At 71.7% G+C, this 14185-nt stretch carries 15 protein-coding genes and 1 pseudogene; 12 read left to right on the top strand and 4 right to left on the bottom strand.

The window, feature by feature from the left end:
* Positions 1-5: 5 nt before the first annotated feature.
* Positions 6-950: a GntR family transcriptional regulator gene (locus tag GPA02_RS00915; RefSeq protein WP_156197960.1), complete on the bottom strand. Its 945-nt coding sequence runs from the start codon at positions 948-950 to the stop codon at positions 6-8.
* 121 nt (positions 951-1071) lie between these two features.
* Between GPA02_RS00915 and GPA02_RS00910 the strand changes: the two genes are divergently transcribed.
* The 5 genes and pseudogenes from GPA02_RS00910 to GPA02_RS19055 form a co-directional block, all read left to right on the top strand.
* A complete protein-coding gene (locus GPA02_RS00910) occupies positions 1072-2490 on the top strand; it encodes an amidohydrolase family protein (protein WP_156197959.1) in 1419 nt (472 codons plus the stop codon).
* On the top strand, positions 2480-2656 hold the full coding sequence (locus GPA02_RS00905; RefSeq protein WP_156197958.1) for a hypothetical protein: 177 nt from the start codon (positions 2480-2482) through the stop codon (positions 2654-2656). Before GPA02_RS00910 ends, GPA02_RS00905 begins: the two co-directional genes overlap by 11 nt.
* A complete protein-coding gene (locus GPA02_RS00900; protein ID WP_156197957.1) occupies positions 2657-3019 on the top strand; it encodes a GNAT family N-acetyltransferase in 363 nt (120 codons plus the stop codon).
* Positions 3020-3132: 113 nt separating this feature from the next.
* On the top strand, positions 3133-3765 hold the full coding sequence (locus GPA02_RS00895; protein WP_156197956.1) for a dihydrofolate reductase family protein: 633 nt from the start codon (positions 3133-3135) through the stop codon (positions 3763-3765).
* Between the two features lie 3 nt (positions 3766-3768).
* Positions 3769-4122: pseudogene (locus GPA02_RS19055) on the top strand (VOC family protein); the annotation flags it as partial.
* Positions 4123-4151: 29 nt separating this feature from the next.
* Here GPA02_RS19055 and GPA02_RS19500 read toward each other — a convergent pair.
* A complete protein-coding gene (locus tag GPA02_RS19500; RefSeq protein ID WP_156197954.1) occupies positions 4152-4676 on the bottom strand; it encodes a MarR family transcriptional regulator in 525 nt (174 codons plus the stop codon).
* A 60-nt stretch (positions 4677-4736) separates the two neighbouring features.
* On the opposite strand from GPA02_RS19500, the gene GPA02_RS00880 reads away from it, so the two are divergent.
* The 7 genes from GPA02_RS00880 (at position 4737) to GPA02_RS00850 (ending at position 11861) form a co-directional block, all read left to right on the top strand.
* Positions 4737-5042, top strand: a complete 306-nt coding sequence (locus tag GPA02_RS00880) for an antibiotic biosynthesis monooxygenase (RefSeq protein WP_156197953.1) — start codon at positions 4737-4739, stop codon at positions 5040-5042.
* Complete coding sequence (locus GPA02_RS00875) at positions 5039-5509, top strand: hemerythrin domain-containing protein (protein ID WP_156197952.1); 471 nt, start codon at positions 5039-5041, stop codon at positions 5507-5509. The genes GPA02_RS00880 and GPA02_RS00875 overlap by 4 nt, the downstream gene beginning before the upstream one ends.
* Positions 5510-5701: 192 nt before the next feature.
* Entirely contained in the window at positions 5702-6700 is a 999-nt protein-coding gene (locus GPA02_RS00870) for a LacI family DNA-binding transcriptional regulator (RefSeq protein WP_156197951.1), read from the top strand.
* 35 nt (positions 6701-6735) lie between these two features.
* Positions 6736-8715 (top strand): ADP-ribosylglycohydrolase family protein, encoded by a 1980-nt coding sequence (locus GPA02_RS00865; RefSeq protein ID WP_156197950.1) that lies wholly within the window; start codon positions 6736-6738, stop codon positions 8713-8715.
* Between the two features lie 44 nt (positions 8716-8759).
* Positions 8760-10091, top strand: coding sequence for an ABC transporter substrate-binding protein (locus GPA02_RS00860; RefSeq protein ID WP_162457665.1), 1332 nt, complete (start codon positions 8760-8762; stop codon positions 10089-10091).
* A gap of 55 nt (positions 10092-10146) precedes the next feature.
* Positions 10147-11067 carry a carbohydrate ABC transporter permease gene (locus GPA02_RS00855; protein WP_156197948.1) on the top strand — a complete coding sequence of 307 codons (921 nt, stop codon included), beginning with the start codon at positions 10147-10149 and terminating at the stop codon, positions 11065-11067.
* Positions 11067-11861, top strand: a complete 795-nt coding sequence (locus GPA02_RS00850; protein ID WP_156197947.1) for a carbohydrate ABC transporter permease — start codon at positions 11067-11069, stop codon at positions 11859-11861. The genes GPA02_RS00855 and GPA02_RS00850 overlap by 1 nt, the downstream gene beginning before the upstream one ends.
* A 37-nt stretch (positions 11862-11898) precedes the next feature.
* Here the strand turns inward: GPA02_RS00850 and GPA02_RS00845 are convergent, their stop codons facing one another.
* Positions 11899-13272: a sn-glycerol-1-phosphate dehydrogenase gene (locus GPA02_RS00845; RefSeq protein WP_193567823.1), complete on the bottom strand. Its 1374-nt coding sequence runs from the start codon at positions 13270-13272 to the stop codon at positions 11899-11901.
* A gap of 11 nt (positions 13273-13283) precedes the next feature.
* Positions 13284-14129: an HAD-IIA family hydrolase gene (locus GPA02_RS00840; protein ID WP_156197945.1), complete on the bottom strand. Its 846-nt coding sequence runs from the start codon at positions 14127-14129 to the stop codon at positions 13284-13286.
* Between the last annotated feature and the right edge of the window lie 56 nt (positions 14130-14185).

Below are 14185 nucleotides of genomic sequence, written 5' to 3'. Positions count from 1 at the left end.
CGACCTCAGGGGGCGGACGGCTCGGGGTGCGGGTACGTACCCGCCAGGCCGTCGACCAGCGTCGTGAGCGCGGACTCGACGACGTCGTCGAGGTAGTCGGCGTCGGTCGTGGGAACCGCACCGGCCAGGGCGGCGAGCTGTGGGAACCGGCCCGTGGCCAGGAGTGCGGTGATCTCGGGGTCGACGAGGCTCCACCACTGCCCGTTCCGCTGGCGCGACTCGTGCTCGGCCTCGACCTCCTCGGCGACGCTCAGCGCGAGCCCGCGGACGAGCGCGGTCAGCGCGATCGCGACCCCGCCTCGCTCGGCGAGGGGCAGGCCGAGGTCGGCGAGGGCACCGAGCGCACGCTCGGTGTGGCTCATCGCCTCGGGCACCAGCGGCGGCCGCGTGACACCCGTGAGCGTGGCGAGCCAGCGGTGCCGACGGTAGAGCCGCCACTGCAGGCGGTAGACGCCGAGCAGCCGTTCGCGGGGCGACTCCGGCGGGGGAGAGGGCAGCGGCGAGGCGACGAAGACCGCCCGCAGCATGAGCCGCTCGAGGTCCTCGCGGCCGGCCACGTGGCGGTACAGCGACATCGGGGCCATGCCGAGCTCGCCCGCGAGCCGGCGCATCGTCACCGCGTGCAGGCCCTCGCGATCGGCGATCGCGACCGCCCGCTCGACGACCTCCGCGCGAGCGTTGCCGCGCGAGGGCCGCGCGGTCGCGGGCCGGGTCGGGAGCGGACGCACGGTCGTGCCCGAACCGGGACGCGTGACGACCAGCCCCTCGTCGCGCAGCATCGCGACCGCCCGGCTCGCCGTCGCCATCGCGACACCGTGCGCGTGGACCAGCTGGCGCGTCGACGGCAGCCTGTCGCCCGGGCGCAGCCGCCGGTAGGCGATGTCGTCGCGCAGGATCGCTGCGACGCGTGCTGCCCCGCCACGCCGCCCGTCCTGCCCGTGCTGCTCCACGCGAGCGCCGTACTAGAACGGCCACGACGTGACGCCCGTCAGTGAGACGGTTTTAGCTCCGACGTTCACGGCTGTACGACCCGAGCCTGGTGGTGATGGCCGCCGTTCGTACGTTGTACGCATGTCTCTCTCCCACGATCGGCTCGCTCTCTCCGGATGTGCTGTCGTCGACGGCACCGGTGCACCGCCCGCCTCGGACCAGACGGTCCTCGCCGACGACGGTGTGATCACGATGGTCGGACCGGCGGCGCTCGTGCGGCCGCCGGACGGCATCCGCGTCGTCGACCTCACGGGACGATTCGTGATCCCCGGGCTCGTCGACATGCACGTGCACAGCGACTCCGCGACGGACGAGCGGCACGTCCCCGCCGTCCTGCTGGCCGCCGGCATCACGCGGGTGCGCGAGATGTGGGGCCGCGCGGCCCTGTACGAACGACGCGAGCGGGTCGCGTCGGGGTCAGCGCTCGGGCCGCGGTCCACGGTCGGCAGCCCACTTGTCGACGGCGAGCCGGCGCTGTGGTCGGACCTGCCGGTCGACGGCCCGATCCTCTCGGCCACGACACCGGCGCAGGCGCGCCGGGTCGTGGCGGAGATCGCCGACTCCGACGCCGACTTCGTCAAGGTCTACTCGCGGCTGCAGCGCGAGCCGTACCTGGCGGTGCTGGATGAGGCCGGCCACCGCGGCCTGGAGGTCGTCGGGCACCGCAGCGACGCGGTGCCGCTGCTCGAGCAGATCCGTGCCGGGCAGCGGTCGTTCGAGCACCTCTACGGCCTGTGGCCGGCGCTGGCGCGCGAGGCCGACCGTCATGAGCGGGCCCCGGCGGCGATGCGCCTGGACGGTGCGGGGTTCCGGTACGCGCAGTGGTTCCGCGAGGTGACCGACGTCGAGTGGGAGGCCGTCCGCGACCTCGACGGCGGGGCCGAGGTCGTGGCGGCGATGGTGGAGCACGACGTGGCGGTCACGCCGACGCTGGCGATGCACCGGGTGGTGGACCTGCCGGGAACGATCAGGCTGGACGGCGACGGGCTGCACTACCTCACGCCCGACACGCCCGCGGTGTGGGAGCTCGTCCGCGACGAGGTCTTCGCCGGTGGTGGCAGGACGGCTGCGCAGGCCGCGCGGCACCGTCACCTGTACGGGCTGCGGCTCGCTCTCGTCGGTGCCCTGCACGACGCGGGTGTGCGGCTGCTCGCCGGGACCGACGCGCCGGCGCCAGGCCTGGTACCCGGCGTCAGCCTCCACGAGGAGCTGGCGCTCCTCGTCGACGCCGGCCTCACGCCGTCCGAGGCGCTGCTGGCGGCCACGCGCGAGCCGGCGCGCTTCCTCGGCATCGACCACAGGGTGGGAGCCGTGCTGCCCGGGTACGACGCCGACCTCGTCGTCCTGGACGCCGACCCCACCCTCGACATCCGCCACACCCGACGGGTACGTGCCGTCGTCGGCCGGGGCCGGCTGCTCGACCGCGCCGAGCTGGACCGGATGCTCGCGGAGGCGCAGCGCGTCGCCGCCGCGTACGCGGAGGCCGAGGATGCCCGCTGAGGCGCAGGTCGATGCCCTCTCGCTGCTGGTGGCCGGCATGGCGCACGACCCGCTGATCCGATGGCTCGCCCTGTCGCCGGCGCAGCTGTTCCGGCCGGTCGTGCTCGAGGCATCTCGTGCCGGTCTGCTCGACGTGACGCCTCACGGGGCCGCCGTCTGGTCCTGAGTGGAGGGCGACGGCACGCCTGCGCCGCCCGATCGCGGAGCGCCGTCACGGGTCCAGGCGTATGCCACGTTGCTGGCGGACCGGCGCCCTGCGGGCCGCGACCACCTGGTTCTCGAGCTGCTGGCCGTGCACCCCGCCGCCCGGGGCGGGGGGATCGGCACCCGGCTGCTCACCCACGGCACGCGCCGCGCCGATCGCGCCGGGCTCGGTGTGCACCTCGAGGCGAGCACGCCGCGCACCGCCCGCCTGTACGAGCGTCACGGCTTCGTACCGACCGCGCCCGGGTGGACGCTGCCCGACGGCGGCCCGACGCTGCTGCCGATGTGGCGAGAGCCGGCGCCGGGTGGGCGCGACCGGGGCTGAGGTGTCGGAGGCGGTGCGAGGTGGCGAACGCGCGACGGAGTCTGCCCTCGGTCCGAGCCACATCTCCGCCCGGAGCGCGACGCGCAGGCGCTCGCGCTGTGGTGGTGTGGACCATGGCCACCACCTACCTGCACGCGGTCGCCTCGCTGGACGGCTTCATCGCCCGGGAGGACGACGACGTCGGCCCGCTGCACGACTGGTACTTCGACGGCGACCACCCGATCGTGCCCGACGACCACGCCGACTCCCACGGCGGCAGCCCGTTCCGGGTGTCTGCGGCCTCGGCGGCATACGTCCGCGGCATGTGGGAGGGGCAGTCGGTGCTGATCATCGGGCATCACCAGTTCGACCTCACCAACGGCTGGGACGGGCACCCTGCTGCCAGCGACCAGGTCGTCGTGGTCTCCCACCGCCCCAAGCCCGAGGGGTGGCACCCCGAGGCACCCTTCCACTTCGTCGGCTCCGTCTCGGAGGCCGTCGAGCTGGCCCACCGGCTCGCGGGTGACGGCGACATCGGGATCGGCGCCGGCGGGGTCGGTGGCCAGGCCTTGCAGCTCGGCCTCGTCGACCACGTCGCGATCGACGACGTCCCCGTCGTGCTCGGCCGCGGCAAGCGGTACTTCGGTGCCTGCACCGACGACCAGGTGCTGCTGGGCGACCCCGACGTCGTCGTGCAGGGGCGGGGCGTGCTGCACCTGCGGTATCCCGTCCGCGAGACGCCGTCGAGCACGTCGCGCGAGGGCTGAGCCATGGCCACCACGATGGACAACGTCGGCATCGTCGTCGAGGACCTGACCCCGGTCGTCGAGTTCTTCACCGAGCTCGGGCTCGAGCTGGAGGGGCGAGCGATGGTGGAGGGGGAGTGGGCCGGGCAGGTCACGGGGCTCGGCGAGCAGCGCGTGGAGGTCGCGATGATGCGCACGCGCGACGGCCACTCGCGGGTCGAGCTGTCGAGGTTCCTGCAGCCCGAGGTCGTGGCCGACCATCGGCGCGCGCCGGTCAACGCGCTCGGCTACCTGCGGGTGATGTTCCAGGTCGACGACATCGACGACACCCTGGCGCGCATCGTCCGGCACGGCGCCGAGCTCGTCAGCGACGAGGTCGTGCAGTACGAGGACGTCTACCGGCTCTGCTACGTCCGCGGGCCGGAGGGCATCCTCGTCGGGCTGGCCGAGCGCCTGGCGGGCGACGACGCCACCGGCTCGGACGTCGTCGCCGCGAGCGTGGCGGCGACGGCGCGGAACACCCGTCGGAACACCGCGTAGTCGTCCTCGCCGACCCGATCGGCGCAGCGTCGCTCGATCGCGGCGACGATCGCGTCGGACCGGGCCATCTGGTCGCGCCCGCGCGCCGTCGGCACCACGAGCTTCGCGCGCCGGTCGGTGGGGTCCGGACGCCGCTCGACGTAGCCCAGGTCGACCAGCTCGTCGACCAGCGTGCCGATGACCTGCTTGTGCCGGCCGGAGAGCGCCGCGAGCTCGGTCGCGCGCGTGCCGTCCTCGTCGAGGTAGTCCAGCACGGCACCGTGCCGCGGCCGCAGCTCGGGGTGGCCCTGCTCGGCCAGCGTGCGGAAGAGCTCCTTCTGGAGCGCGAACAGCGTCGTGCTCGTCAGCACACCGAGGTCGGGGTCCGTCGTCTTGCGCTCGCTGCGTCGCACGGGAGCTCCATCTAGTCATGATCATTGACGATCAAGATTGATGACGAGTATCGTACCGATGTGGCGACGCTCGAGCTCGTGAGGTTCCGCGTGGCCGCCGAGCGCACCGAGGCGTTGCTGGCGGCACGCGCTGCGATGGTGGAGGAGTTCCGCGCGCACCGGCCCGGGTTCCTCGGGGCACGGCTGGTCCGGATGGGCGCGGACGACTGGCTCGACCTCGTGGAGTGGCGCAGCAGCGCCGACCTCGCGGCCTCTCGTGCCCGCGGCGGCGACACCCCGGGCGTGCAGGCGTTCCTCGACCTCATCGAGGAGGTCGTCGTCGACGAGAAGGGCGAGATCGCGGAGGTCCGGGAGCCCGCCGGGTGACCGACGCCGAGACGATCCGGGTGCGGGCCTGGGCCGATGAGCTCCGCGCCGTCCACGAGCGGCTGCGAGAGGCCCTGGAGGTAACGCGGGAGCAGGCGGTGGCGGGCGACGCGACACGGGCCGTCGGCGCCGATCTGCTGCTGTTCTGCCACGGCTTCTGCGCCGCGCTCGCCGGGCACCACGAGGGGGAGGACCGCACGCTGTTCCCGGCGCTGGCCGCCGCGCACCCCGAGCTCCGGGAGACCCTGGCGTACCTGCGGCAGGACCACTCGATGATCGCGCACCTCCTCACCGAGCTGCAGGCGGCGGTGGCGCGCGCCGCCGGCCCGGACGAGCTGCTGCAGCACCTCGACGGCGTCGGCGCCGTCATGGCGAGCCACTTCCGCTACGAGGAGCGACAGCTGCTCGACGTGCTCGCCACGCTCGACCTCGACGCCGACGTCGCGGAGGTGCTCGGCCCGCTCTGAGCGCCGGTGTCGGCACCGCCGGCGCCTGATGCAGACGTCGCCGGTGCAGCGTGTGCATGGTCTCGCGCATCCGGCTCGAGGGGAGCGCGTCAACCCTGTCCGCCGTCGAGTGCGGTTGACGGATCCCGGAGTGCGTCTTACGGTGTAACCGGTTCCATATGTAACCGGTAACACAAGTCTCGAGGGAGAGCAGTGGTCACCGCCAAGGACGTCGCAGCGCGGGCGCAGGTGTCGATCGGCACCGTCTCGCGCTATCTCACCGGCAACGGCTACGTCGGTGCCGAGAGCAGGCGGCGCATCGCAGCGGCGGTGGCCGAGCTGGGATACGTCCACAACCGGGCGGCCGCGAGCCTGAAGACGAAGAAGACGGGCCTGATCGGCTTCGTCCTCTCCGACCTCCGCAACCCTTTCACTGCCGAGGTCGCCGCCGCGATCGGCGAGCACGCGCGGGCGCGCGGCTACGGCGTCGTGCTGTCGGACTCCATGGGCGATGCCGAGGTCGCCGTCGAGGCCATCGAGCTTCTCCGTGGCCACCACGTCGACGGGATCATCGTCACACCGCCCGAGAGCCCGGACCTCGAGCGGGCGATCCGGGCCACTCTTCAGCACGTCCCGGTCGTCAGCATCGGCCTGCGTACCGACCCGATGGTGATCGACCTCGTGACCGTCGACACCTACACGGGTGCCAGGACGGCGGTCGACTACCTGCTGCGGCTCGGACATCGCGACATCGCGTTCCTCGGCAGCCCGACGATGGCCAGCGGCCGTTACCGCGGCTACCGCGACGCCCTCGGGGAGTCCGGCGTCGAGGTGCAGACGTCGCTGGTCGAGGACGGCCCGCTCACCAGGGAGTTCGGCTTCACCGCCACGACGGAGCTGCTCGCGCGACGGGACCGGCCCACGGCGATCTTCGCCGTCAACGACGCGACCGCGCTCGGGGTCCTCCAGGCGGCGCATCAGCAGGGCGTGCGTGTGCCCGACGAGCTCTCCGTGATCGGTTACGACGACGTCGACCTCGCCGCGCACTCGGCTCCCCCCCTGACGACGGTGAAGCAGCCGATCGCCCAGCTCGGCGCCGAGGCCGTCCGGCTGCTCTTCGAGCGGCTCGCCGGTACCGCAGCCGACGAACCGACAGAGGTTCGCCTCGAGAGCCAGCTGGTCGTGCGCGCGTCCTGCGCGTCACCCGCCTGAGCATCCCCACCCACCACCGACGACGAAGGACAGGCATGACCACGACCGACCAGGCCTACTCGCTCGACCTCGACAGCCACGACTACCTCGACCGGGTACTGGGCTGCTGGAAGGGCAAGAACGCCGGAGGCACGCTCGGGACGCCGCTGGAGACGGCCTGGGGACAGGAGGAGCCCTTCGACGTCTGGTGGTATCCCGAGCTGCAGGAGGGCGGGCTGCCCAACGACGACTTCGAGATGCAGCTCGTCTGGCTCAAGGCGCTCGAAGAGATCGGCCCGGGTCTGACCGCGCGTGACCTGTCCCGCTACTGGCTCGACCACATCGGCTACAACTTCGACGAGTACGGGCTGTCGAAGCTCAACCTGCGGCTCGGTCTGGAGCCCCCGGTCAGCGGCCACCACAGCAACTGGTTCATCGACTGCATGGGGTCTCCGATCCGGTCGGAGATCTGGGCGTGCGTGGCGCCCGGGGCTCCGCGTGTCGCGGCACGGCTCGCCTACCAGGACGCCATCTGCGACCACGCGGGGGGAGAGGGGGTCGACGGCGAGCTCTTCAACGCAGCGCTGGAGTCCGCGGCGTTCGTCGTGCAGGACCCGCTGCCGCTCATCGACATCGCGCTGTCGTACGTGTCCCCGACGAGCAAGGTCCGCGTCGCGGTCGCGACGGCTCTCGACGCCCACGCACGCGGCCTCACGTGGCAGGAGGCGCGCAAGGCCGTGCTCGCCGCGACACCGCACTACAACGCGCAGTACGCCCCGATCAACACGGCTTTCCAGGTGATCGGCCTGCTCTACGGCGAGGACTTCGGGACCGGGCTGTGCATCACCGTGAACTGCGGCTACGACACCGACTCCTCCGGTGCGGCCATCGGGAGCTACCTGGGCATCCTCCACGGCTCCGACCGGCTTCCCGAGCGTTGGGTGGCTCCGCTCGGCAACGGGATCGCCACCAACGAGGGCTGGGGCGGGGTGCGCCACATGACCGACGGCCAGAACCCGGTCCCCACCGACCTGGGAGACCTCGTCGCTCGGATCCGACGGGTCAGCCCGTCGGTCCTGCGTCACTACGGCGCGCTCGGCGACGACATGCGCGTGACGGGCACGGTCGCAGACCTCTACGCCGACGACGGCATCCGCGCTCTCCACGCGCACGACCCGATGCACGTGCCCTTCCGCGGCGACGACATCGACGTCACCGTGGACTACGGAGACAGCCCGGTGGTCAGGCCTGGACGCTCGCGGACGTTGCGCGCCACCCTGCGCAGCCGGAGACGCGACCCGATGAGGGTGACGGCCTCCCTCCACGTGCCTCGCGACTGGGCTGCGCTGCCCGACCAGCAGGTCACGCTGCAGCCGGGGCGCGAGGTCGAGCTCGTCTGGGAGCTGCCCGTGCTCGACACGGCGCAGGTGCTCCCGTCGAACCGGCTGCTTCTCGAGCTCCGGCCTGACGGCTACCCAGCTCCGCCCGCGGTTCCCGTCGTCCTGGTCGGCGCCCATGCCGCACGGCTCACCGCTGTGTACGCGGTGGACGGGAGCGATGCGCGCGCGTGGCTCGACATCGAGCTGGAGCCGGAGCGCGGGGACGGTCGGACTCCCGACGCCCGGCCGGGTGCCTGGCGCGAGATCTACTCCGACGGCCACGGCCAGGACATCGGGTCCGCGTTCGACGGCGGCCGGGGCGTCGTCTACCTCCAGGCCTTCCTGCACTCGCCCACAGCACGTGACGTCTTCCTGGTCGTCGACCCCAGCATGCCGATCCGGTACTGGCTGAACGGGGTCGAGACCGGGCGCAACGACCAGTTCCGTCGGATCCGCCCCAACCAGAAGGCTGCCGACGGCATCGGTGCCGCCGTCACGCTCGTCGAGGGCTGGAACGAGCTCCTCGTGAAGATGGCGCACGACGGCACGCACCCCGCTCCCGAGCTGCACCTGGCCGTGTCCGGCCCTGGGCGGCTCCACCATTACCAGCACGACGTCTCCCGCACCGGCTTCCCGTGGGCCTCCAGCCGGCGCTGACACCACCCACGCCCACGATGCACCGTCCGGAAGGAGTACGACCCATGAATGACCACGCACGCCGCAGAGCTGCGGCCTTGCTCTCCCTGGCCGCCGCAGCGGCCGTCACTCTCGCAGCATGCGGAGGTGACGGCGACCAGGCCGACAGCGGCGACGGTCCCGTCACCCTCACGTTCTGGTCGTGGAACCCGAGCGCGGACAACGCTGCGACGTACATCGACGCCTTCGAGGCGCAGCACGAGGGCATCACGGTCGAGCACCGCTTCATCCAGTACTCCGACTACGTGAACACCACGCAGCTGGCGCTGCAGTCGGGCTCGGGGCCGGACGTCTTCGGGCTCCAGGTCGGGGCGCTGACGACGCAGTTCGCGCCGCTCGCGGAGGACCTCACGCTCTACGCCGAGGAGGCTCTCGGCGCGGACTGGCCTGACCAGCTGCCGTCATCTGCGCAGCTGCGCGCTGACGAAAAGCAGGTCGCACTGCCCTGGATGGTGACCGGGGGAGGCCTGGTCTGGGCAAACCAGACCCTCGTGGACGAGCTCGGGCTGACCGTGCCGACGACGTTCGCGGAGCTGACCCAGTTCTGCGCTGCCGTCCGTGCGGAGGGTCTGACGTGCATGGCGCACGGCGGCAAGGACGCCTGGCACAACATCGACGTCTACCAGGCGATCGTCAACCAGATCGCTCCCGGCGAGCTCTACGCGGCTCTCGCCGGCGAGACCCCGTTCGACGCGCCGGCGTTCGTGCAGGCGTTCGAGGTGTGGCAGTCGTTCTTCACCGAGGGGATCGTCGACGAGGGCGCTCTGGGGCTCACTGCGTACCCGGACGCGAACGACGCGTTCCGGAGAGGCGAGGCGGTACTGATCGCCTTCGGCTCGTGGCAGAACGCGGACACGACAACCACCTCGATGGAGGCGTATGCCGAGACCTACGGCGACGCCTTCGACACCAGCACGGTGTTCATGCCGTACTTCTTCCCGCAGGTGGTCCCCGGCGGTCAGACCGGTCTGATGTTCGGCGGCCCGGACGTGGGGTTCGCCGTCGCCTCGTCGAGCAACCACAAGGACGAGGCCGCAGAGCTCGTCCTCTGGCTGACCGCGAGCCAGGAGGGCCAGGAGCTGATGGCGACGACCGTCCAGCAGCCGGCACTGGTGAGCGTGCCGCTGGACCTGTCCGACGTGATGACACCGGAGCAGGAGGAGGCACTGGAGGCGCAGGCCCCCGCGCTCGAGAACCTGGTCGGGCAGCGCGAGATCGACAGCGCCGACGTGCGGACGGCTCTCGGCGACGCGCTGGCGGCGGTCGCCTCGGGCCAGCAGTCGCCCGAGGACGCTGCCGCCGCCGTGCAGGCGGCCATCGACGCATCCCTCCAGTGATCCGACGGCTGGGACGGTGCCGTCCGCAGCGGCACCGTCCCGGGATTGGACAACCATGACCGCCACGACAGCCACGACGGCCGCGGCAGGCAGGTCCAGGCTCCGCAGCCGACGCGCTCGCCTGACGGCCTATCTCTACGTCATCCCCGCCCTGATGCTCATCGTCGGCATCATCTACGTCGGCGTCGTCTACAACAGCTGGGTCTCCACGCTCGACTGGAACGGCCTGGATCCCGAGCCGACGCAGGTAGGAGGCGGCAACTACGCTCGGCTCCTTGCCGACCCGATCTTCTGGACGGCCCTGAGGAACGTCGCACTGTTCGGGGTCGTCACGATCCTTGTCCAGATGGGGCTCGGGCTGCTCATCGCACTGGTGCTCAGCGGCCCGGTGTACGGCCGCGGCGTCTACCGTGCGGTGGTCTTCGTCCCGGTCGTGCTCGCGCCGGCTGCGATCTCGGCTGCGTTCCGCCAGTTCTTCCGCCCGGACGGGCAGCTCAACGCGCTGCTGGACGCTGTCGGGCTCGACGCGCTCCAGCGCGCGTGGGTCGCAGACCCCCAGGTGGCGCTGCTGGCTCTGATGGCGGTCAACGTCTTCTCGTGGACGGGGTTCAGCTTCCTGCTGTACCAGGCCGCGCTCTCGCAGGTGGAGGCCTCGCAGCTGGAGGCCGCTCAGATCGACGGCGCCGGAACGGTCCGCACCGTGCGCAGCATCGTCGTCCCGCAGCTGCGCATGACGCACGTGACGCTCGCACTCACCGGGGTCATCGGGTCGCTGAAGACCTTCGACATCGTCTTCCTGATCACCGGTGGCGGTCCGGCGCGGAGCACCGAGTTCCTCACGACGTACATCTACAAGGAGGCGATCATGCAGTTCAACGTCGGCTACGGCGCAGCGCTCTCGATGATCGTGCTCGCGCTGGCGCTGCTCCTCACCGCGGTCCAGATGCGCCTGTACCGACTCGATCGGGAGAGCTGATGTTCGGGCGAGCAACCATCCGCGCACGCATCCTCTACCAGGTCCTCGCGACCGTCCTCGTGCTCCCGTTCGCCTTCCCGCTGCTCTGGGTCGTGCTCGTCAGCTTCCAGGGGCAGGGTGCGCGCGCCAACTACGCAGCGGTCTTCACACAGACGCCGTTCCTGCAGTTCATCACCAACAGCCTGATCATCTCGGCCGGCACGGTGGTGACCGTCACGCTGTGCACCCTGCTCGCGGGCTTCGCCCTGTCGAAGCTCGAGATGCCGGGCAAGCAGCTGCTGTTCATGGCCGTCGTGGCGGGGCTCATGCTGCCAGGCATCGCGCTGACGGTGCCCATGTTCCTCATCATCCGCGAGCTGGGCCTGTTCAACAACTACGTCGCCGTCATCGGGCCGCTGTCGGCGATCATCCTCCCGATGACGGTGCTGCTGACCCGGAACTACATGCGCAACGTGCCCGACGAGCTCCTCGACGCCGCCAAGATCGACGGCGCCACGAGCTTCACGACGCTCGTCCGCGTGGTCGTGCCCTTGTCGAGGGCGATCGTGGCGGTCGTGATCGTCTGGTCCTTCCTGAACGCGTGGAACGAGTTCTTCCTCCCGCTGCTGTTCCTCACCGATCCGGGCATGCAGGCCGTCACGCAGATCCCGACCTACTTCACGAGCACCTACGGCTCCGACGTACCGAAGATCTTCGCCGCGCTGACGCTGATGTGCCTACCCATCGTGGTCACCTACGTGGCGTTCCAGCGCCACTTCGAGCGCGGGCTGACGGCCGGCGCGATCAAGGACTGACCTCCTCCCGGGCGCGGACGGGGCGCTCGAGGCAGGGCTACGGCTCCGGGTGCCGTCCCCAGAAGCCGTCGGGTGCGAACAGGCGGTCGATCGCGTCGTCCAGCGCCCCGAGGTCGGCGAGCACGTCGAGGATCGTGTAGCGCGTGCGGATCATGCGCGCGGCGTGGTGGGAGGCGCGGAACCGCTCCATGTCGATCCCGATCAGCACCGGGTGGTGCGGGGTGCCGGCGGCGCGCAGCAGCTCCATCATCCGCGCCGGTCCGACCAGCTGCTCGCGGGCCCGGGCGACGATCGTCGGCCAGGCCCGGCGGATCCTCTCGAGACGCTCCCGCAACGCCGTCCCGCGCAGCTGCTTGCGCTCCGAGGCCACGACGGCCTCGTCCGCGAACGCGGGGGAGACGGCCCGCCGGACCCTGCGCTCGAGCTCGGCAGGCGCAGGAGCGCGCGAGACCACCTCGTCGGCGTCGATCGCCGCGACGTCGAGAGCCAGGGCCACCTCCCAGAGGGCGCAGGACGCGATCGACCCGATGCCGACCTTGAACCCGTGGGACAGCGGCGGCTCGAGATCGAGCCCGTGCCCCTCCATCTCCCACAGGTGGGAGAACTGGTGCCCCGCGCCCGAGGCAGGCCGCGAGGACTTCGTCGCCTGCATCGCGAGCCCGGACAGCAGCAGCGCCTCCGAGAGAGCCTCGATCGCGTCCGGGTCGGCGGCGGCGACCGCCTCCGGTCGCAGCAGTACCTCGCGTGCGGAGTCCTGCACCAGCGACCACGCCACCGGGTCGATCGGCTCGACCCCGAGCTCGTCGGCCAGGATCCAGTCCGCGCCCGCCGGGATCTTCTCGGACAGGTCGCCGAACCCGGTCGCCGTCAGTCGCTGCGGCGCGGTCCGCAGCAGGTCGAGGTCGGCGACCAGACCCTCGGGGGCCGGGCAGGACCGGGTGATCTTGAAGCCGTCGATCGCGATCGCGGCGCCGAAGGCGCTGTAGCCGTCGACCGAGGGAGCCGTGCACACGTTCAGGTAGGGCCGGCCGAGCTCGCCCGAGGCCAGCTTCGTGATGTCGTTGAGGGTGCCGGCCGCGATCGAGCACGCCACGGCGCCGGGCAGCGCCGCGAGTCGTTCCCGCACGATCGTGACGTTGGTGTAGTCGCCGTACAGGGTGGGCCGGCCCGGGAGCACCAGCGGGTCGGCGGCCAGCGGGACGCCCGCCTCACGCAACGACGCGAGCACCGCCTCGCCTGCGCGGGCGAAGGTGTTCTCGTCGGCGACCACCAGGGCGGGGCTGCTGTCGAAGAGGTCGGCGAACACGCGACCGGTGCGTCGGATGGCACCGCTGCCCAACTCGATGACCCTGGTCTCGTCGGCGGTGCGCAGCGCACGCTCGATACGGCTCGCGGGGCGGTCTGTCGTCACGGGGTCGGGGGTCACAGCGCCCCGATGCGGTCGTGGCCGACCCCGGATGGGATCAGCTGGCCGAGTCCGTCGACCACATGGGTGGGGCGCTGCTCGGGCGCCGCCGCGCGGACGTCGTCGGCGTCGGAGTCGCCCGTGAGCACGAGGACCGACACCATCCCGGCACGACGACCGAGCGCGACGTCGGTGGCGAGCCGGTCGCCCACCATGGCGCACCGCGCGGGGTCGACGTCGAGACCGTCGAGCGCCAGCGCGGCGATCGCCGGGTCCGGCTTGCCGATCACCTGGCTGCACCGCACACCGGTGCTGGCCTCGATCGCGGCGACGACCGCCGCGCAGTCGGGCTCGCCGCGGCCGCCGGGGTAGGGGCAGTACCGGTCCGGGTTGGTGGCCACCAGCACGGCCCTGCGGTGGTACCAGATCGCGTCGAAGGCGATCTGGAGCTTGCGGTAGTCGAACCCACGGTCGTAGGAGGCCACGACGACGTCGATCCGCTCGGGGTCCTCGCTCGTCGCGATGCCCGCCGCCGCGAACGCGTCGATCAGGGGCTGCTCCGCGATGGGGAACACGGTGGCGCCCGGGTGGTGGGTGAGCAGCCAGCGCGTGGTGGCGCCCACCGTGCTGGTGATCTCCGTGACCGGCGTGGGGATCCCGAGCCGGGTGAGCTTGTCCGAGTACTCGTGCGCGCTCTTCGTCGGGTTGTTGGACAGGAAGCGCACCGGGATGTCGCGCTCCCGCAGCTCCGTCAGCACCTCGCGGGCGCCGGGCAGCAGCTCCTCGCCGAGGTAGATCGTCCCGTCGAGGTCGAACAGGTACGCGTCGTAGAGCCGCTCGGGCGGCGGCGGGGTCGTGGTCATGCGGTTCATCTCCTGCGGGGCAGGTGCCCGGGTCGCCGACGGCGTGCCGGCGACCC

Source organism: Actinotalea caeni, assembly GCF_009733795.1.
GTDB classification, from domain to species: Bacteria; Actinomycetota; Actinomycetes; order Actinomycetales; family Beutenbergiaceae; genus Pseudactinotalea; species Pseudactinotalea caeni.
This window is presented reverse-complemented; position numbering and strand designations above follow the sequence as displayed.